Below are 19,092 nucleotides of genomic sequence, written 5' to 3'. Positions count from 1 at the left end.
CATGAAGCGTGCTTTTATCTTTGCCTTTATCATCGCAGCTTTAGGCCTGAACGCCGAAAACACCTATCAACTCACCGCTGAAGAATACGAGGCTGGCTTTGCCATCCGCCAAGCTCCTGATGAGGAACAAAGTGATGCGGCCATAAACTCTGGCGGAACTTCCGCCCCCATGAATGGAAGCACAGCCGGCGGACTCGGCAGTAATTTAGGCGGCGGGATGACTGTTGCTCAAATCAAAGCCGCCTTGCTCGTCGCGCTGCCAGTGTTAGCAAAAATCACTTTTGCAGCAGCTGCTACAGCAGTGATTTTGAAATATGGAACGACCATTGCCATGGGCGCGGTAACAGCTGTATGCGCATGGTTCGGAGTGCCGCTAGACGTATCCGCTGCTATCGGGCTCAGCGTACCTACCGCAGGTAGCTGGTTAAAATCCAAGTTTAAGGCCAAACTGAATCTGCCACGCATGCAAGAAGTATGAGTCCATCTCCCAAGTGGCTTCGGAATTTTCAGTGACGCGGTGGGTAGCAATCATCGCATGAATGCCGCCCTCCGCAAAAATGCCGATAAGAGGCACTGGATAATATTCAAGACCTGACATCAGCTGTGATGAAGCTCCCATGCCCAGATAGCCTATTTCTTTACCGGTCGCTGTTTTCGAATACGGCCTTAAGACATTGATATCCACGACACCCACAATTCCCAATGAACCTGTTAAATATGGCGCAATTCTTTGTCGGCCAAATTCGAGGGGATACTGGGCCTTCATGTCCAGCGCCGTTCCCAACACCAGCATTTTCGCATCCTGGTTGTAAAACTGATAACCGATATAAGATACGTGAGCGCCAGCATTCAAATATCGATACAGAGGCACCTCTATGCCAATACGAAATGAAACATCGGACCTCATCTCAGGCAAAGATTGCAGCTCGCTTTTGCCCAACCACTGGATTTTTGGTGTGAAGAAATACCCAGCCGTTAAGTTAGTGGTTGGATATGGCAATGCCCTGGAAGGTTTATAGGTTTTTTCATCAATGGTTAGTCTGTTCGATTCGATGGCATGCTCTTTTAAGACATCTTTCAAAATCTGAATATTCTGGTTCAAATCCCCGAGCCGCATATAGGCGTATTCATCAGGCGAGTAGAGCTTAAAGTCATAGTTTTTATCAATCTGAGTGATGCCGCGACCAAAGTCAGCCCAATCACTCAGCTCTCGATACTTGGCCAACCAATTCGCTTTTTTCAATTCAAAATTTTTGAGATTGAAACTTCCCAAAACAGATTGCCATAAATAGATGTCTACATGACGCTCAGCTTCTGGCAGGGCCAAATGGGACCGATACCTAACCGCTCTACCAATAACTTGCTCCAATATCGTTGAGTTAAGCACGGGCTCAAGCACATGAAACTGGCGCGTGCCTCTCAAAGAAATACCTTCGGTGATTTCAGGATGTAGCAATAAAATCGGTACGGCACCTGAATTATACTCGGCAACTAAGCGAGATTGTTCGGCTGCATTGGCACTGGGTAATAAAATCGCATATTTGCCCCCCAGCCCGTTTTTTTCCAAGTAATCTGCAAATATCTTGACGCCGTTTTCAAAATAGTTCGAATAGATAACCGTTTTTTGCAGGCCCTTATCGGTCATTGCTTTCAATACGCGCTGAAACTTGGGCGGAGCATCCCCCAGATTGCCAATATCTCGCCCTGCTCCAGGCGCCCGTCGGAGATGTTGCTGCAGAATCGAGCTGTTGAGCCTTATGTATTCCAAATCGATGTCAGGCGATTCTTCCCGCATGAGCAGATATAATTTATTTTCGTTTAAGCTCATTTCGGCGAAATTCAGAAAAAACTCAAACTGGTCTGCGTCGTAATCTACCTGCATTTCATGCCGGGTCTGACCTGGAAAATCACTCTGACTAACCTTAGGGATCTCGTAATAGGAGATATACCGTTCACTAATATGCTGAAGGCGTTCAGCGTTTAACTGACGGAGCGGAAATTTCTGTACTGGCAACAAAGCATTATTAATCACCGGAAAGCTAATCATACTGAGCGCTAAGACCGGCACAATCGCAATGGGCGATAAAGCACCCGCCGCCACAGCCACTGCCATGGGGCCGGAGTTTCGAACGATCATACTTTCAGTGAAATAGCCTCTCCAAAACGAACGATTGGGAATGACCTCGGTGTAGATTTCTCGGAAATTTTCTTCGTTATATGGGAAGAGCTCACTGCCCGAGACTAGGTTGACCAAGACAGCCAGATCAAATTCGTTGTTATAAATCGGCGTACCGGTCAGCGCCAAAATACGCTTGGCGCCCTGCAACTTCAGATAAAAACTACTGTAACGCTTATTTTGCTCCAGATTAGGCGATTTGATAAAGCGAACCAAATTATGGGCTTCATCCAAAATGACGATGGTACCAGAAAGGTCTCGATGTTTAAGCTTTTCAGGTGCATCTTGATACGAAACGAATTCGAAACGGCTGGTTTGGCCTATGCCAAACTGCTTCATCTGCTGGAGCCAATGCCCTTCGATGAATCTAGGCGCCAACACGATCACTGGCGTATCCGGAAACTTCTCGGCAAATCCAATTGCTAGAAAAGTCTTACCAGTGCCCATATAATGGTTAATCAACAGGCCTTTTTGCTCTGGATGATTCAGCAGGTAATTAATCGCAGTTTCCTGGTGCGGCAGAAGCTTAACGACTTCCTCGGCAACCACAGCCCATGCAAACGTCAAAATCAGACCAAGCTTAACCAAGCATTTCATGCTCAGGCAGCTATCATATTTTCAATTCTCTGCCTAACCGGAAAAGCACCCCAATCATCCAACAAGCCATAATGAGACTGCTGCCCCCATAGCTAACCAGCGGTAATGTTAGCCCTTTCGTAGGCACTAAACCCATCACCACGAAGGCGTTCAACGTTGCCTGCAAGGTCATAAGCGCCGTAAGCCCCATGGCGAGGTAAGTTTTAAAAGGATCTCTGCTCTTAAGAGCGATTTGAAACCCTGAAAAAAGCAAAGCACCAAAACAGGCGAGCACCAAGACAATGCCCATAAAACCAAGCTCTTCACCTATCACTGCCAAGATAAAATCGGTATGCGATGCGGGCAGAAAATATAACTTAGAAGGCCCTTGACCAAAGCCTTTACCAAACCAGCCCCCAGAGCCCAGCGTCATCAGACTTTGAACCACCTGATACCCACCTTCTTGACGATGCGTCCAAGGATCCAAAAATGCCATGACACGTGCCATTCTATAAGGACTGGATGCCACCACCTGAATCGCCACCGGAATGGCAATCAAGATCGCCCCGAGCAAATAGGCCACGCGCGCGCCGCCAATAAAAAGCATCGAGAACGTAACCAATGCCACAATGACCGTTGTCCCAAAGTCAGGCTCCAGCAGCAAAAGTCCCATGGCAATCCCGGGGAGGACCAAATGCGGTACAATGCCCACCCGAAACAGCAACATTTTTTCGCCTTTTTTAGCCAGCGACATGGCCAAATAAATTGCCAACGCTGGCTTTAACACCTCGCCTGCCTGCAATCTCAAAGGCCCCAAAGAAATCCACCGAGCTGCCCCACCCGCAGACTTCCCAACTCCTGGTATCAGCACCAACACCAGCAAAAACAAGGCGAAAAAATAAAAGTGATAAGCGTACTTTTGGTAGTATTTTGGATCTAAATAAAGCGCTCCACCAAAAGCGATTAAACCTAAGACCAAGAAAAATAGCTGACGCTTTAAGAAAAACATCGAGTCGTGATAACCAAAATGCGCCATCACCGCTGAGCTTGAAAACACAATCACAATCCCGAGCATCACCAGGGTAATGCTGGCACAGGCAATTAACTTAGAGACCATGAAACATACTCCTAAACTTGTTGCCCCGATCTTCAAAACTCTTAAATTGGTCGTAACTCGCACAAGAGGGCGATAAAAGCACTGTCTCCCCCTGAACCGCTTCCTGAAACGCCAGCTGCACCGCTTTTTCCAAGGTCTCAGCGCGATAAATATTGATGCCGGCCTCATGCCCAGCAAAAGCATCTTCTATCCGCTGTGCATCTTGCCCAATAAGATAGACTGCTCGCACTTTGCCATGGCAAGCGGGGACCAGTGGCCGATAACTAGCCTGCTTACCCAGCCCACCCAAAATCAAATGAACACCAGCAGAAAAACAATCAAGCGCCGCCAGCACCGACTCAACTGTCGTAGCCTTAGAATCGTTAATCCAAGTTACGCCGTTTTTTTCGCCTAATATTTCCAGTCGGTGCGCAATACCGGGAAAGCTATCCAAACCACACTGTATCACCGCATCGGACACACCCAGCGCTTGCGCAGCCAAAACCGCCGCGCGGATGTTCTGCATATTATGCGTGCCAATCAGCTTGGCCGGTGCTTTAAACCCCGGCGGCAACTCGCTGGATGGCAATTCGATCCGAACCCCTTCAGACTTCAAAAGCTCAAAAATCTGCTTTTTGACATCATAATAGTGCTGGGCACTATCATACCGGTCCAAATGATCCGGCGTTAAGTTAAGCAAAATGGCCACATCCAACGAGAGCTGCTTAATCGTTTCAAGCTGAAAACTAGAAAGTTCAAGCACCGCCAACCGTGGTCTTTCCCCGGCAATTAAAGCCTCGCAAAGCGGCCTGCCTAAATTACCGCCCACAAACACGTCCGGCTGCTCCTGTGCAAGAATATGACCCAGCAGTGCCGTGGTCGTCGACTTGCCATTAGTGCCCGTGATGCCAACAAATCTGCAGCCCACAAGCGCTTTGCTTGCTAGCTCGATCTCATTATAAATCGGCTTATTGTGCTTAATCGCTGCCTCGATGGCCGGATGCCTTCGGGGAACACCGGGCGATAGCACCAATGCATCAAACGGCATCACCGAATCCGGCGTCAAGTTGCCATCAACATCATCTAAAAATTCAGGTGATTCGCCCTGCAGCGTTAACCAATCAAAAGCCGCTTTACCCGAGCGCCCGCGCCCTACCACACCTATCTTCATACCTATCTCAACTTCAACGATGTAATGGCCAACAAAGCCAGTAAACCAGCAAAAATCCAAAAGCGAACGATCACCCTAGGCTCTGGCCAACCCAACAATTCAAAATGATGATGAATGGGCGCCATCTTAAAAATGCGTTTTTTGCGCAGCTTGAACGATGCCACCTGCAAAATCACACTCACCGCTTCCATCAAAAAAGCCCCATGAAGCAGTGCCGAAAGAAGCTCATTCTTCGTCAAAATCGCCAATAACCCCAGCACGCCGCCGAGCGCCAAAGAGCCAACATCCCCCATAAAAATCAGCGCTGGATAAGCGTTATACCAAAGAAAACCAACACCAGCCCCTATCACCGCACCGCAAAAAACCGACAGCTCCGAAGCGCCTTCGACCGACGCAATCCGCAAATATTTCGCAATATTGAAATCCGCTAAAGTTGTTCCTGCCGCATAAGCAAGCACCAAAAACACCGAGCAACTAATCAACACTGGCCCAATGGCTAAGCCATCCAAACCATCGGTCAAGTTCACCGCATTCGATGTTCCCAGAAGCAGAAACAGCGCAAAACCAAAATAGAGCCAAATCGGCAATTCCGGATGAAATCTCTCGAATGCCACGAAAGGCATATTTAGTTCAGATGAGAACGGCATGGATGAAAAGTTATAAACATACAAACCCAGAGCAACCGCGCCAATAAAAAACTGCCAAAACAACTTCTTAGGTGCAGACAGACCCTTGGTGTTTTTAAACTTAATCTTTTGGTAATCATCATAAGCGCCAATAGCGCCATACCCAAGCATCACCCACAAAAGCATCCAAATGCCAGCGTGGCCCAAATCTGCCCAAAGCAAAGTCGAGACAGTGACCGCCAACAAAATTAACAACCCACCCATGGTAGGCGTCCCTTGCTTTTTAAAATGATCCTGTGGACCATCTTTGCGAATTTCCTGGCCGAATTTGAAAACCTGCATCCGCCTAATGAACCAAGGAAATAAAAATAAACTTAATAACAGCGCTGTAAAAGCAGCCATTAAAATTCTAAATGATGGATACCTTAGAACATTTAAAAAGCTAAAATTAAAATGTTGTTGGTACAAAAAGTTAAGGAACATGCGCTCCATCATAGCACCCACACACGCCTAAGCAACAACTCTCCACGCGCAAATAGGGATTTACAAGCGCCCTTATCTTACCGATAACGCTTTTTCATGCGGCGCCTCTATCACTACACCTTTCGATTGTTTGCTTCTTTGAAGTTGACACTGGTGATTTTTATAGGTCTGGGCATCGCACTTTTTACCGGCATGTTCTGGGACCAAACCAAGCCTCTGGCTACCCATCTTCAGAATATTAAGGCGCCCTTAGTACGCGATGCATTTTTGTTTTTAGAGCTGCATGATGTTTACCATTCCTGGTGGTTCGGGATTTTAGTGCTGCTGCTGGCTTTGAATCTGATCGGCTGCTCAATCGCCAGGCTGCCTAAGATTTGGGTAGACGCTCGAAATCCGCATTTGCTTTTGGATAATTATTTACTGCGCAAAGCTTCTCAAAAAGCGGTGTTGATCGTTAATCAAGTCAGCACCAGCATTTTTTCTGCTAAAGAGAAGCGCTGGCAAGAAGGCGATACCATCTATATCTTTTTTGAACGGCATAAATATGCCCGCTGCGGTGTCTATATTATCCATACAGCTTTGCTATTTATTATGTTCGGCTCAATCGCTGCTACCCAGCTGGGGGTCGATGGTATGATGCTGATTCCTGAGGGGCAGTTTAGCCAAATCGTCCAGGCTAAAGGCGTTGGCGGCAAGACTTATTCGCATCGTTTGAACTTTGTTATCCAGTGCAGTGATTTTAGGCTGAAGACCTACGCGGATGGTAGCCCGATGGCATATGAATCGGATTTGGCTATTTTTTCGCCTGATAATCTGGAAACGCCGGTAGTATCCAAAACTATCCGGGTGAACGACCCGCTTGAATATCAAGGTTACACTTTCTACCAGGCTTCCTACCAGTCCCTGGATGGCGAAAAACTAGTCAATCTCAAAATCGCACCTCGCGGCGGCAAGTCTCGCACAGTGCAGGTTAAGCCGGGCGAGCCGGTTGCATTTGACAAAAACTCGCTCAAAGTCACCGAGCTTTTTGAGGACTATGCTGGCCTGGGCAGCGCAGTGCAAATCGAGCTTAATGGTTCCGAGTTCGTCGTGTTTCGCAAGCAGCCAAAGTTTGATGCTGAAGTCAGACGGGGTGAGCAAGAGATTATTTTTGCCGGCTTCGATGAGCCTTATGCGACAGGTATTAGCGTGGGTAAAGTGCCGGGTGCCTATTTCGTCTTTGCTGGCTTTATCTTAATGTTTTTTGGCCTGGCCATGGCGTTTGGCATGAACCAGCGCCGCTATTACGCCAAAGTTACCCAGCTAGAAAACGGCGAGTTTGAGCTTACATTGGCCGGCGTTTGTAACCGGTACCCCCAAGCATTTCGACAGGAGTTTGAAAAAATTGTTAGTCAGCACCAGTCTATATAATATCTGCGCCGGCGCCTATGTGCTGGCTTTATTTCTGTATGCTTTAAACTTAAGTCTGAAGCGCGAACGAATTCGGCAAATCGCTACGACTATTGTTGCCCTGGGATTTTTAACCCAAACGATTGGGATGGGCTTTCGCTGGTTTGAAGCTGGTTTGATTGAGCTTGATGCTTATAGACTTAGTACCGGGGAAGAGCTCCACGGGATCGCTTATTGGCAAGTGCTCACCCAGCATCCGCCCTGGTCAAACTTATACGAGATTATGGTCTATATGGGTTGGGGGCTCATCCTGGTCTTCTTGATTTGCGAAGTTAAATGGAAGCCGCCTTTTGTTGGCGTGTTTGCTTTGCTTTTAGCGCTCACTGCTTTGGGGATTGCTTCGTTGACGGATGGCAAAATCAAGCCGTTGGTGCCGGCGCTCAAAAGCTGGTGGATTATGGTCCATGTGATTAGCGCCTCGATTGCGTATGCGGCGGGAACCATTGGTGCGGTGTCTAGCTTTCTTTATTTGGTCAAGGACGAAAGCCGTGTGCCCTTGCGGAAAATCGCGCTTTGGGTGGCGCTCGTATTACTGGCAAGCGGCGGGCTCGTATTTTTAAATGGCGAAATGAGCGTTTGGAATATGAGTTTGTTTGGCTTTATTTGCTTGGTGCAGATATTTGTTGGCTTGGTGTTTTTATATCCTACGAAAATACGTAGTTTATTGCCTTCTTCTGAGCAGCTTGATCATATTGCTTATTCAAATATTTTGGTCTCGTTTGCCCTCATGGCGGTGGTGTTGGTAACCGGGGCGCTTTGGGCACATTATGCTTGGGGTCGTTACTGGGCTTGGGATCCGAAAGAAACAGGCGCCTTGGTGATTTGGATTACCTATGCTCTGTACTTACACACCCGCATCACCTATGGTTGGGCCGGACCAAAATCCGCTGTGATTGGAGTGGTTGGATTTTTTATTATTATTGCAGGCTTTTTAGGGGTTAACCTAGGGTGGTTTGCAGACGGATTACATAGTTATGGAAGCTCTTAGGCTCGAAAAAGCTAAATTTTTATTGTCAGTACCCAGCGTCGAGCTTTTGCCAGCCGGCGACATGACCGAAATCGCCTTTTTTGGGCGCTCAAACGTTGGCAAATCTTCTTTGCTGAATTTTCTCGCTGGCCAAAAAAGCCTGGCCCGGGTTTCGAAAACCCCTGGGCGTACCCGCGCTTTGAACTTATTTGAAGCAGAGCTTGAAAAAAAGAAGATTTGGTTTCTAGATTTGCCTGGGCACGGTTACGCTAAGCTATCTTTAACAGAACGCGACACGCTGTCCGACTTGCTGTCAGACTATATCGAAAAACGTGAGCAGCTAAACGTGATGATTCATTTGCTGGATTGCAGGCGGGACCCCAAAGAAGAAGACATCGAAATCAGCCGGCAATTTCGGGAACATGTTCCCTACTACTTGGTCGTCATGACTAAAATCGATCAACTGCCATTATCTAAACGCAAAGATATGCAAAAGCGATTTGCTCGCATTTTAGAAATATCATCGGACCAGTGTTTCGCTGTTTCATCCAATGAGCATCTAGGCAGAGAAGAATTACTCATGAGAATTAGCCGTATTGCTTCCCAGCCTATTGTTAGATAGTATTAGCTTATGTCCCTTCGCGCCTTTGGCTTAAAATTTTGGCTCAGACCTTATGCACGCCAGTTTTTGAAAGATTTGAAACGTCCCAAGCGCGTTCAGGACCGGGTATTATCGCAGCTCACAAGCCAACTGAGCGGTACGAAGTATGGCTTACTTTTCAATGTGAAAGGCGGCGATAATTATGAACAATATTGCAAGAAAGTACCTATTGTTACCTATGATAAATTAAAACATTGGATTGATCGCCAACGCACTCATGAGAGCAATATTCTGGTCAATGAACCGGTCGTTCGATATGCATTTTCTGGTGACAAGCAATCTTTTCCGTACACACGAAGTCTCGAGCGATCTTTCTATCGCCTCTTTGCGATTAAGGCCGCCAACACGGCTTTAAACAGTAAAAACATTGAACCGATTTTAGCACATTACAAATCACGTTGGACACAGCAGCCAACGCCGTTCCCGCACAGTTTGCTTCATGACCAGCCTTTGCATGTCGAAGGCCCTTTGATGGTCAAGCTCCAGCAGAGCGACGCCATGCTGCCGCTTCTATCCGAAGTCTTTTACGAATTTATGAGCGCCGATAAATCAGTACTTCGTGTTCATGAAATCGAGGCTGGAAAAATTTACGATCTGATCATTAGCCAAAAGTCTGGACTATATCGCTATCATATCGGTATACGCGTATTGGCTAGCGAACCTTTTCGAAATACGCCCTCTTTCCAGGTGATTCATGATTCGAATTCTGATTTCCGACAAGCTCTCTCCTGAAGCCATCGATGTGCTGAAAGGCAACCCCGCATTCTCAGTAGATGTCGGCATGGAGCATTTAAGCCAAATCGGCGACTACGAAGCCCTGCTGGTGCGCAGTCAGACACAGGTAACCGCTGAGCTCCTTCAAAAAGCCGACAAGCTGAAGCTCATTGGCCGCGCTGGCATCGGCCTCGACAACATCGATCTAGATGCTGCTCGCCAAAAAAACATCGAAGTCGTCAATACACCTCAAGGAAATCTAGTCAGTACCGCGGAGCACACCGTTGCACTGATGATGTCGCTCGCTCGGCATATCCCTCAGGCAACTGCCAGCATGAAAGCCGGTGCCTGGGAAAAATCCAAATTCATGGGCACGGAGCTGCGTGATAAAACGTTAGGCATCATCGGGCTTGGCCAAGTAGGCCAGATCGTTGCCGAGTTAGCGCAAGGCCTACGCATGAAAGTAGTCGCGTATGATCCCGTGGCTAAAAGCGACTTACTGGTTTCACTGGACAGCCTGTATGCACAGGCCGATTTCATCACCATTCACGTGCCATTATTGCCTCAAACCAGGCATATGTTATCAACCGATGCCTTCAAAAAAATGAAAAAAGGCGTTCGCATCATTCATGCCGCTAGAGGCGGCATTGTTGATGAGGCAGCTTTATTTGGTGCACTGGAAGCTGGCTTCGTTGCAGGTGCAGCACTCGATGTTTTCGAACAGGAACCACCAAAAGAAATCAGCCCACTGATCAAGCATCCAAATGTTATTTTGACACCTCATTTGGCAGCATCGACTCGAGAAGCACAGGATAGAGTTGGATTTCAGCTCGCTGAAAAAACAAAACAGTTCTTCTCGGTCAAATGACTGATTTCAGATAAATAAATTTGTGGTTAACTGTCATCCCGAGGAGAGGCTGGCCATGATGCGTCTATTATTCTTGTTCGGGTTTCTACAAATTTCGCCACTTTTTGCAGCAAGTTATCCACAAACGGATGTCGTTTTGGATGGTAAAAAGGTTAAGGTTTACTTCAACGACGGAGATACATTCAGAGTTTTAACAGGTCCGCTAGCCGGAAAAAGTAGCCGTATTCGAGGCATTAACTCTCTGGAATCCTACGGATCAGTCCACCAATGGGGCAACTGGCGAGCAGATGAGCTGTTCGACAATTCTAAAGACGCGACCAAACATGCGCGAGCCGGCACCTGGCACTGCACATTAGATGATAGCCACGATGTTTATGGCAGGCTACTCGCGGACTGCTCTGATCTATCGACCAGCATGGTAGAAAATGGTTTTGCGCACGTCATGTTCGTCAGCACCAAAGAAAGCGACGACTCACTGATTGAAGCTCAACAAAAAGCAATGCATGACAGGGTCGGAATGTGGAAAAAAGGTGTTGTGGATTACATCCTAACTTCTGCACACAGCCCTGAGGAACGCGAACTCAAAGGCGGCGCTTATGACCGGTTTGTTTCAACTTCCACTGGCCTGTCTTTAGTCAAAAAGCACACAAACTCATATAAGAGCTGCACCATCGTCGATTACGCCCCTAAAGCGAACACGACTGCTTCGACTTTAGTCTACGTCCCATTCGAACATCGCTACGGCGCTGCACGAGCTTCTTGCCTATAACAAAATATTTTTAAGCGGTACGTTGTTGCTGGGGGATGAGAGTAACCTGGCTTACCGCTTATATTCTTCTGTTTTCATTAACGGCGGCCGCTCAAAAAAGCCCAGTAGGCCCTTGGCTTAGTATTATTTCCAACGCTGAAATCAAAGCTCAACAAATTGAAGAAGAAGCACAAAGGCGCAGCGAAATGAGAATCACTTTATTTCAAAGCCTTATAACCGTAGGTCCAACGTGGGAGCAGATCCGAGAAAAAATCTGCCAGATTATCAATCAAATACGGGAAGCTTACGTTGTCTACGATCCCGAGTCAAAAAGCCTTGACGAACTTAAAGATGAACTAGCGCAACTCCAGTTTGAGAACCAGTACCCCTCCGAAGCAAATGAAGCGAGCGACGAATTCAGTTTAAAGCCACGACCGGAGCAAGTAGCCCCCTTTATACCAAATCTAATACAAGCAGGATGTATGCAGTCGGCACCTGTTAAGGAGCCCCCAAGCGAGTTTGAACTGACTCTAATGGCTACTTATCCTGCAATCATCTGCCCTTTATCTGGAGAAATAATGACAAATCCTGTTGTCACCAGTGATGGCATTTCTTACCAAAAAAATGCGTTCGAAAAAGCGCAAAAAAAAGGGAAATTCCAGAAGCCAGTCATCTCTTTCCCAAATATTACACTCAGACAAATGATAGCCGACCTGCTAGATGGCACGCCTGGAGAAACAATTCTGCAGAATTATCACTGTGCTATCTCTTTAGAGCCTTTCCAGTATCCAGCGGTTGCAAGTGACGGTCACACTTACGAACGCAATGAAATAACGCTCTGGATAGCCCAATTTCCATTTGGTCATGCGATTCGAAGTCCCATTCAGGGCTTGCCGTTAAGCGCGCGAACACTAATCAATAACTACTCCTTCGGCCAGCTCCTTAAACAGTTAAAGGCACATTATTTGGCCACAATTTCGGTCGCAGAAAATGACCGTTCAGATCCCATAATTGTCTACTCACCTGAATGAACTTAAGAGCCGCCGGAGCCTCCCTTTTCCAAAAGACGAGAGCATGCCATTCTTGCCATGTATGAAAGGCATGCCTGATTTATTTTCGACCGAATTGCAAACGAGACGCTTTATTATTGGCAAAGCGATTCACGTCTTTGAAAATTATGGCTTATCCGAAATTCAGACCCCCATTTTAGAAGAGTTAAGCCTTTTTGTTCGAAGCGTCGGCGAGTCCTCGGACATTGTTACGAAAGAAATGTACGCGCTCGAAGACCGTGATGGGACGATGATTTGCATGCGCCCAGAAGGTACCGCTGGTGCGGTGCGGGCGTTGGTACAAAACAACCTGCTGTCTGCAGAACAAGAAGCAAAGATTTTCTACACAGGCTCGATGTTTAGACGCGAACGCCCCCAAAAAGGCCGTTTGCGAGAGTTTTGCCAGGTTGGCGCTGAATTTCTAGGCTGTGCCAGCGCAAGCGCAGACATTGAGTTTTTGGCGATGGTGCATGACTGGCTGGCTTCTCTTCCCATTGGTCCAATCAAATTAGCGATCAACAGTCTGGGCGAGCCTGAAGAGCGCCAAGTTTTCATGCAAGCTCTACGCGCGTATTTCGAGCCTCTAACCGAACAGCTTTGTGCCGATTGCCAAAGACGCATGACGCAAAACACGCTTCGTATCTTGGATTGCAAAAACCCTAGCTGCATCTCTTTGGTTGAAAAAGCGCCTCGCATCTTGGATTTTTTTGGCGCTGACTCCAAAGGGCATTTTGAAGAAGTTTTGAATGGGTTATCTAAACTAGGCGTAGCCTACGAAGTGTCGCACAAATTGGTACGGGGGCTGGATTATTATACCCGCACCGTATTTGAATTCATCGCCGAATCGGGGCTTGGTGCTCAAAACACCGTGGCCGGCGGTGGTCGTTATGACGGTTTAGTCGAAGAACTCGGCGGCCCAAAAACCCCTGCCATCGGCATGGCAGCCGGCGTCGAACGCTTAGCAATTCTAATGCAAGAAAGCGGCTTCGCGCTTGCTGAGAAACGGCCTGATCTAAGCCTGGTCTATGCCGATGACATCGGCCGAGCGAAGGCTCTAGAGCTCTTATTCGCATTGCGACGCAAAGGTATGACGGTTGATTTCGAGCACAAACCTAAAAGCGTCAAAGCCCAAATGCGCAGAGCAGACAGGCTACGCGCCAAAGAAGTATTAGTGCTAGGCCAACGCGAAGTCGAAAGCGACAGCGCGAAGATTAAATCATTAGATTCCGGCGAAATGAGAGATGTAACCCTCTCCGCTCTATAACCGAAGGCTCTCGACGAGAGATTTAATAGCATCATATTTATAAACCGATTGTCCTGCGGGTTGCATATAGAATGGTCGTTCTGCTAGGTTGTAAGGTATTTTGACGCGTGAGGGCAAAAAGAATCGGCCTTCCAATTTATAAGGTTGAAAAGGACTAAAGAAAACATTCAGATTTCTACCGCTTTTGGGATCGATCTGAGGGACAACCTCAATCACTTTTGTCCAATCTCTCGACGTTATTCTTTCTCGCTTTCCAAAATTTGCTGGATTGAAAACCCCAATATCTGCCAGCAGCCTGCTAATCATATCCAAGTCTTCATCTGTCCAGACAATTCTAGCGTAAAGTTCTTGAAGAGCTTGCTGTTCGTGCAGACAGGTTTCATCTTGGCCGCAGCTGACAAGATGATGATGACGAAAATTACCTTTGACAGTTCGATCCTCAAGGCCGACCAAGATAGTTTGAAGCAACAAACCCATGCTCGATTTCGTGTTTCTCAGAATGATCGCGCCTGTATTAAGTGTGGCCCACGCCTCTGGATCCATGGCCACAATGAAATCTTTGTCAGGGTAAGCCTTTAAAAATTGTTCGATCATATCGCTGTTAGGACTGGCTACACCATCATCGTCAAGCCAAACAATGACTTTGTTTTCTGAGTCCTGCATGCGATCGAGCAACATCCAGATTTTGTTCCAATACGGAACCCAGGGCGCAGAAAGGCTGGAGCTAAAATACTCAAAGCGATAGCCGTTATTTCGAGCAAGGCTTGCAAATACTGGACTGGTTAGCAAAGGGAAACGCCTTTTAGGGTTGAGATCGCCCGCCGTAATAACCAAAATATTTTTTGCCTCAAGGCCAGGCATCACCTCCCGTTCAGAACCTTTTTTCACCATGCTGTGAAAGTGAAGACGGAGTTTTGTAGCGAATTGGTCGTATGCCCTCTGAATGTTTTCTCTTTGGTTTTCAGTTAGCCCAGGAAACAACGTTGACAACCTGCTAATTTCAGCTTGGGATAACTCTCCGTCATTGTCAGTATCCGCGAACAGTCCCCTTCTCTGCTCTTGTGTCAATTGGTGAGTCATTCGAATATGATAAAGTTTGGCAGCTATATCGCCTCTTGTTGCTGAGCCCAAGAATTGCTGCAGCTTTGGAACTTCAGCATCACTAATTTTAGCATCATGGTTCAGATCGAATTGCTTCCATGGATAGATAAATGGCTGCCAGCGTTCATACTTACCGGGTTTTCCTCCGGGAGGAAAATACTCACCCGAAAACAATCGCTGCAGTCGCTGGTTTTCATAGTCAATATGGCCCTGGGCTTCTGGTTGAGGAATACCATGCAAGTCGAGTCCTTTATCGAAATCTGTCAAATAGAACCTGGGGGCTTCAGGATTATCGTATAGGATATTGCCAAGATGAATGTCGCCCTGAGTGATGTTATGCTCATGCAATGTATTGAGGGCCGACAGCATCTGCTGCTCAAATTCTTGAGGAAATGCTTCAATGATACGGAGGTCAACCGGATGGAGTTCGGGCGTGATTTTATAGGAAATTAGCTGCCCATCTCGCTCACATACCCCACTGCTATAGATTGGCGGTGCCACGCCAAGCGTCCTGGCCTTTTCGGTCAGTTCAGTGTCATGACTCAAGTCTTGACCAACAACCTCTTTAACAACAGCAGAATAATTATGAAACTTGACCCGATAAACCTTCCCGGTGCCGCCCTGTGCAATTAATGACCCTCTTTTGTAGTAGAGATCACAGGAATTCTGTTCTGAGGATGAATGTTGCTGACAAGAAGCCAAAATCAACAGAAGGATTGGCACTAGGATTAGATTGCTCATTTTCTACCTCTCGCCTTTGGGAACAACGATAATCGCGTTGTGAATAGACCTGCCCTGGTAACCTAACGGGTAATCCGAGAAGAAACGATTTTCGTAAAACAGCGTCGTTGAAGGCCCACCATCGAGATTAATTGCAAATTGGCAGGCCTTGTTTTGTAGAAATTCGGCAAATTGTTTGATATTGGAATTTACAGAAATTGCTAACAGCAAACGTCCATATTTGTTTAGACACAAGCCTGTCCGCGGGGAAGAGTCTTCCCCCCTTATTGGGTTGAGTTGCCAAGGTTCAAAGCGAGCAACCTTTCCCTCCACAACGAGCGCAAGGTTACCTGCAATTGCAAAATCAAGATCTTTCCAAGCACTATCCGGCCGGTTAACATCGAAATTAATAAAGCGGAATCGAGGTTCCGCCCGATGACCAATATATTGATCCAGGTTTTCACTAAACCTCGGATCTATCTTGAACCGATGTCCATGTGGTTGAACTTTACCACCATCAACAAAAATCTTCCTTAAAATGCCATCAGGCACAGCATCGTCATCTAGTAGAGGGACTTGAACACTCGCTGATCCATTCATCTTTATGTCAAGATAGTGCTGAATGGCCACGTATCCGTAGACGGCTCCAAGACTATTCCATCCGATGGTAGGAGCCGGCAACAAGGAATCACCGAGCAAGCTCCCATGAGCAACCACAATGCTATCAGGACCCGCGAAAGGACTGAACAGCGAAGAGGCGTTCCAGAAACCTCCATTAATCCCAGCTATGCCATGATTTCTTTTGATGAGCTCTAAAGTAGTAAGTGACGTTCTGTTATCCTCTGGCGCAGCAACCTCGACATCGAAACTTTTTAAGTCGACCTCAATAACTTCGAACCGACCTTCGGAATAATAAACCATCCCGGCGGGCAAACTTGGTCCGTGCTCGTACTGAAACCCCAGCTTTTTAGGCGGATAAACCCATGGCTGAATCTCTCCTCTCAGTTCAAGAGATAACAAAACTGAAAACATAAATATACATATTAAATACGATATTTTCCGCACAATTTAACCGTAAATCAATATTATCTTTAAAGTCAAACAACTCTTTCCGAGTATTTTAGACACCTGTCAAAATTATTCGCGAGTATTTTTGACAGGTGTCTAAAATACTCGTATGCTCACCTAATGCATGATCGTTATTTAATGCCCCAAATCAAGAAAGACCTTTCGAAAAAAATGGTTTTTGTGGGCGGTCCGCGGCAGGTCGGAAAGACCACCCTGGCGAGAAAACTATTGCCCAAATCGGGTGTAGGATATTTGAATTGGGATATACCTGATCATCGTTCACAAATTCTAAAAGGCGAGCTTCCTAACTCAGGTTTATGGATATTTGATGAATTACATAAATACCGACAATGGAGAAATTTGCTAAAAGGGCTTTATGATGGGCGTCCAACTGGGCAGCAAATTCTGGTAACCGGGAGCGCGAGGCTTGACTATTACCGCTACTCAGGTGACTCGTTGCAAGGCCGTTACCACTACCTACGGCTCCATCCTCTCTCTTTGTCGGAGCTTGCACCCACGCAAGAAACTCTCATGGATTTAATGGAGTTAGGCGGATTTCCTGAACCATTTTTTGGCGGGAGCCAGGTAGAAGCTCGGAGATGGTCGAGGGAATATCGCTCGCGCCTGATTCAGGAGGATTTGAGCCAGCTAGAACAAGTCAAAGACTTAGGGACTCTAGAACTATTGGCAATGCGTTTACCTGAACTGGTAGGAAGCCCGCTCTCTATTAACGGGCTGCGCGAGGATTTGAAGGTGGCTCACAAGACGGCGAGCAACTGGGTAACTATCCTGGAACGTTTGTATGCAATTTTTCGTCTAAGTCCCCTGGGCTCTCCCAAGATTCGGGCGGTTAAAAAAGAGCAGAAACATTATCAGTTTGATTGGACCTTGGTTACGGAAATAGGCCTTCGGTTCGAAAACTTGGTGGCCTGTCATTTGCTCAAATGGGTACACTATCGCCAAGACTGTTTCGGAGAAGACTACGACTTGCGCTATTTTAGAGACATAGATGGGCGTGAAGTTGATTTCGTCGTTCTAAAAAACCGCGTCCCAGTTTGGTTGGTGGAATGCAAATGGAACAATGCAGAAGTTTCTCCTGCGCTGCTCTATCTAAAAGCTAAATTCCCAATGGCTGAGGCCTATCAGATATCAGGAATTGGAACGAAAGATTACGTGACCCCGACCGGCGTTAGGGTCTGCCCCGCTCTCGCATTTCTTTCTCAGCTATCTCTTATCGATGGGCAGCCATTTTAGGTCTTGAACTCCCGTGTACTGCGCTTCTGGTCTCACCAGCCGGTTTTCAGCTAGCTGTTCCATCACATGAGCAGTCCAGCCTGCCATGCGGGCGATGGCGAAGATGACGGTGTACATTTCAGGAGGGATGCCCATGGCGTAGTAAGTCGATGCTGAATAGAAATCCACGTTCGCGTTGAGCTTTTTGCGTTCCATCATCATATCTTCTAAGCGCTGGCTCATGGCGAACCATTTCACCTGGCCTACCCGCTTGCCCCAGGCTTCCGACATGAGTTTTAGATGCTTGGCGCGAGGATCAATGGTTTTGTAAACACGATGTCCGAAGCCCGGAATCTTTTGTTTCTCCTGCATCGCTTTATCAACAAAGGCATCGACCTGATCCAGCTCGCCTATTTTCAGCAACATTTCCATGACCGCTGTATTGGCGCCACCATGCAGAGGACCTTTCAGGGAGCCAATCGCCGCAACCACCGCCGACACGATATCAGTTAGCGTAGAGGCCGTCACCCTTGCGGTGAATGTGCTGGCATTGAACCCATGGTCCACATGGAGCACCAGCGCGGTATCCAAAGTTTTGGAAACGACTTCATCCACCCGCTCTCCGCGAGACATATAAAGAAAGTTTGCCGCATGGCTCAAAGTTAAATCGGGCTCAATGGCTTTTTGGTCGCGTTTGGCTCGCGCAATGGCGGCTGCCAAAGTGGTGGTTTTAGCAATGAGGGCAATAGCATTTTCTTGCAATGAGGCAGGCGAATTATCTTCTACCCCAGGTAAATAGGCCGACAACATGGACACTGCGGTGCGCAATAAGGCCATCGGTTGCTCGTTTTTAGGTGCGTTAAAAACGTAGTCCAACACCAGCTGCTCTACCGCGCGTTTTGCTTTAAGCCGCTTATCAAATTTTTCAAGTTCTGCTTGATTAGGCAAATGTCCAAATAAAAACAGGTGGCAAACCTCTTCAAACGAGCATTTCGCCATTTCATCGATGTGATAGCCTCGATAAATGAGCAAACCCTGCTGGCCATCTACCAGCGACAAGGCGGTTTTATCAACAATGATATTTTCGAGACCTTTTTGCGCAACGATGAAATCAGTCATAGG

General features: G+C 47.1%; 17 protein-coding genes. 10 read left to right on the top strand and 7 right to left on the bottom strand.

Translation table 11 applies throughout. From position 1 onward, the window contains the following. Position 1: 1 nt before the first annotated feature. The gene (locus V4534_08480) at positions 2-478 is read left to right on the top strand and encodes a hypothetical protein (GenBank protein ID MES2504897.1); all 477 of its coding nucleotides are present in this window, start codon (positions 2-4) and stop codon (positions 476-478) included. On the opposite strand, the gene V4534_08475 is transcribed toward V4534_08480, so the two are convergent. From V4534_08475 to mraY, 4 genes are read right to left on the bottom strand one after another with little or no spacing between them, the layout of a single operon-like run. Further along, positions 425-2,773, bottom strand: coding sequence for a DEAD/DEAH box helicase family protein (locus V4534_08475; GenBank protein ID MES2504896.1), 2,349 nt, complete (start codon positions 2,771-2,773; stop codon positions 425-427). The genes V4534_08480 and V4534_08475 overlap by 54 nt on opposite strands. 13 nt (positions 2,774-2,786) lie before the next feature. Further along, entirely contained in the window at positions 2,787-3,869 is a 1,083-nt protein-coding gene (gene ftsW, locus V4534_08470; protein MES2504895.1) for a putative lipid II flippase FtsW, read from the bottom strand. Continuing rightward, the gene (murD, locus tag V4534_08465; protein ID MES2504894.1) at positions 3,859-5,019 is read right to left on the bottom strand and encodes a UDP-N-acetylmuramoyl-L-alanine--D-glutamate ligase; all 1,161 of its coding nucleotides are present in this window, start codon (positions 5,017-5,019) and stop codon (positions 3,859-3,861) included. Before murD ends, ftsW begins: the two co-directional genes overlap by 11 nt. 2 nt (positions 5,020-5,021) lie before the next feature. Beyond that, positions 5,022-6,128 (bottom strand): phospho-N-acetylmuramoyl-pentapeptide-transferase, encoded by a 1,107-nt coding sequence (mraY, locus tag V4534_08460; GenBank protein MES2504893.1) that lies wholly within the window; start codon positions 6,126-6,128, stop codon positions 5,022-5,024. Positions 6,129-6,224: 96 nt separating this feature from the next. Here mraY and V4534_08455 point away from each other — a divergent pair, with 96 nt between their 5' ends. The 8 genes from V4534_08455 to hisS all read left to right on the top strand — a co-directional run bounded on the left by V4534_08455 (position 6,225) and on the right by hisS (position 13,848). Further along, on the top strand, positions 6,225-7,538 hold the full coding sequence (locus tag V4534_08455; protein ID MES2504892.1) for a cytochrome c biogenesis protein ResB: 1,314 nt from the start codon (positions 6,225-6,227) through the stop codon (positions 7,536-7,538). Next, positions 7,504-8,565: a c-type cytochrome biogenesis protein CcsB gene (gene ccsB, locus V4534_08450; protein MES2504891.1), complete on the top strand. Its 1,062-nt coding sequence runs from the start codon at positions 7,504-7,506 to the stop codon at positions 8,563-8,565. The genes V4534_08455 and ccsB overlap by 35 nt, the downstream gene beginning before the upstream one ends. After that, complete coding sequence (gene yihA / locus V4534_08445) at positions 8,552-9,166, top strand: ribosome biogenesis GTP-binding protein YihA/YsxC (protein ID MES2504890.1); 615 nt, start codon at positions 8,552-8,554, stop codon at positions 9,164-9,166. Before ccsB ends, yihA begins: the two co-directional genes overlap by 14 nt. Positions 9,167-9,175: 9 nt before the next feature. Continuing rightward, entirely contained in the window at positions 9,176-9,937 is a 762-nt protein-coding gene (locus V4534_08440) for a GH3 auxin-responsive promoter family protein (GenBank protein MES2504889.1), read from the top strand. Continuing rightward, positions 9,900-10,787 carry a hydroxyacid dehydrogenase gene (locus tag V4534_08435; protein ID MES2504888.1) on the top strand — a complete coding sequence of 296 codons (888 nt, stop codon included), beginning with the start codon at positions 9,900-9,902 and terminating at the stop codon, positions 10,785-10,787. Before V4534_08440 ends, V4534_08435 begins: the two co-directional genes overlap by 38 nt. A gap of 55 nt (positions 10,788-10,842) precedes the next feature. Next, positions 10,843-11,556: a thermonuclease family protein gene (locus tag V4534_08430; GenBank protein ID MES2504887.1), complete on the top strand. Its 714-nt coding sequence runs from the start codon at positions 10,843-10,845 to the stop codon at positions 11,554-11,556. A gap of 35 nt (positions 11,557-11,591) precedes the next feature. Beyond that, on the top strand, positions 11,592-12,566 hold the full coding sequence (locus V4534_08425) for a U-box domain-containing protein (protein ID MES2504886.1): 975 nt from the start codon (positions 11,592-11,594) through the stop codon (positions 12,564-12,566). 70 nt (positions 12,567-12,636) lie between these two features. Next, positions 12,637-13,848 carry a histidine--tRNA ligase gene (gene hisS / locus V4534_08420; GenBank protein MES2504885.1) on the top strand — a complete coding sequence of 404 codons (1,212 nt, stop codon included), beginning with the start codon at positions 12,637-12,639 and terminating at the stop codon, positions 13,846-13,848. Here hisS and V4534_08415 read toward each other — a convergent pair. Both V4534_08415 and V4534_08410 read right to left on the bottom strand, forming a co-directional pair. Further along, positions 13,843-15,657 carry a hypothetical protein gene (locus V4534_08415; protein ID MES2504884.1) on the bottom strand — a complete coding sequence of 605 codons (1,815 nt, stop codon included), beginning with the start codon at positions 15,655-15,657 and terminating at the stop codon, positions 13,843-13,845. The two genes, hisS and V4534_08415, sit on opposite strands and share 6 nt — an antisense overlap. Before the next feature lie 36 nt (positions 15,658-15,693). Continuing rightward, positions 15,694-16,701 carry a phosphodiester glycosidase family protein gene (locus V4534_08410; GenBank protein MES2504883.1) on the bottom strand — a complete coding sequence of 336 codons (1,008 nt, stop codon included), beginning with the start codon at positions 16,699-16,701 and terminating at the stop codon, positions 15,694-15,696. Between the two features lie 156 nt (positions 16,702-16,857). Here V4534_08410 and V4534_08405 point away from each other — a divergent pair, with 156 nt between their 5' ends. Continuing rightward, on the top strand, positions 16,858-17,991 hold the full coding sequence (locus V4534_08405) for an ATP-binding protein (GenBank protein ID MES2504882.1): 1,134 nt from the start codon (positions 16,858-16,860) through the stop codon (positions 17,989-17,991). Here the strand turns inward: V4534_08405 and V4534_08400 are convergent. After that, the gene (locus V4534_08400) at positions 17,962-19,089 is read right to left on the bottom strand and encodes a citrate/2-methylcitrate synthase (GenBank protein MES2504881.1); all 1,128 of its coding nucleotides are present in this window, start codon (positions 19,087-19,089) and stop codon (positions 17,962-17,964) included. The two genes, V4534_08405 and V4534_08400, sit on opposite strands and share 30 nt — an antisense overlap. Between the last annotated feature and the right edge of the window lie 3 nt (positions 19,090-19,092).

It is taken from the genome of Myxococcota bacterium, assembly GCA_040387835.1.
In the GTDB taxonomy this organism is placed as follows: Bacteria; Myxococcota; UBA727; order UBA727; family JABDBI01; genus JAZKCZ01.
The sequence above is the reverse complement of the archived record's forward strand: the minus strand, read 5'-3'. Positions and strand labels throughout refer to the sequence as shown.

Bases quoted from the DNA above. Each gene is read 5' to 3' on its own strand.
- hisS (MES2504885.1), top strand. From the start codon at position 12,637: ATGCCTGATTTATTTTCGACCGAATTGCAAACGAGACGCTTTATTATT.
- V4534_08440 (MES2504889.1), top strand. From the start codon at position 9,176: ATGTCCCTTCGCGCCTTTGGCTTAAAATTTTGGCTCAGACCTTATGCA.
- V4534_08475 (MES2504896.1), bottom strand. From the start codon at position 2,773: ATGAAATGCTTGGTTAAGCTTGGTCTGATTTTGACGTTTGCATGGGCT.
- V4534_08455 (MES2504892.1), top strand. From the start codon at position 6,225: ATGCGGCGCCTCTATCACTACACCTTTCGATTGTTTGCTTCTTTGAAG.
- V4534_08405 (MES2504882.1), top strand. From the start codon at position 16,858: ATGCATGATCGTTATTTAATGCCCCAAATCAAGAAAGACCTTTCGAAA.
- yihA (MES2504890.1), top strand. From the start codon at position 8,552: ATGGAAGCTCTTAGGCTCGAAAAAGCTAAATTTTTATTGTCAGTACCC.
- V4534_08430 (MES2504887.1), top strand. From the start codon at position 10,843: ATGATGCGTCTATTATTCTTGTTCGGGTTTCTACAAATTTCGCCACTT.
- V4534_08425 (MES2504886.1), top strand. From the start codon at position 11,592: ATGAGAGTAACCTGGCTTACCGCTTATATTCTTCTGTTTTCATTAACG.
- murD (MES2504894.1), bottom strand. From the start codon at position 5,019: ATGAAGATAGGTGTGGTAGGGCGCGGGCGCTCGGGTAAAGCGGCTTTT.
- V4534_08410 (MES2504883.1), bottom strand. From the start codon at position 16,701: ATGTTTTCAGTTTTGTTATCTCTTGAACTGAGAGGAGAGATTCAGCCA.
- V4534_08435 (MES2504888.1), top strand. From the start codon at position 9,900: ATGATTCGAATTCTGATTTCCGACAAGCTCTCTCCTGAAGCCATCGAT.
- V4534_08400 (MES2504881.1), bottom strand. From the start codon at position 19,089: ATGACTGATTTCATCGTTGCGCAAAAAGGTCTCGAAAATATCATTGTT.
- mraY (MES2504893.1), bottom strand. From the start codon at position 6,128: ATGTTCCTTAACTTTTTGTACCAACAACATTTTAATTTTAGCTTTTTA.
- ftsW (MES2504895.1), bottom strand. From the start codon at position 3,869: ATGGTCTCTAAGTTAATTGCCTGTGCCAGCATTACCCTGGTGATGCTC.
- V4534_08480 (MES2504897.1), top strand. From the start codon at position 2: ATGAAGCGTGCTTTTATCTTTGCCTTTATCATCGCAGCTTTAGGCCTG.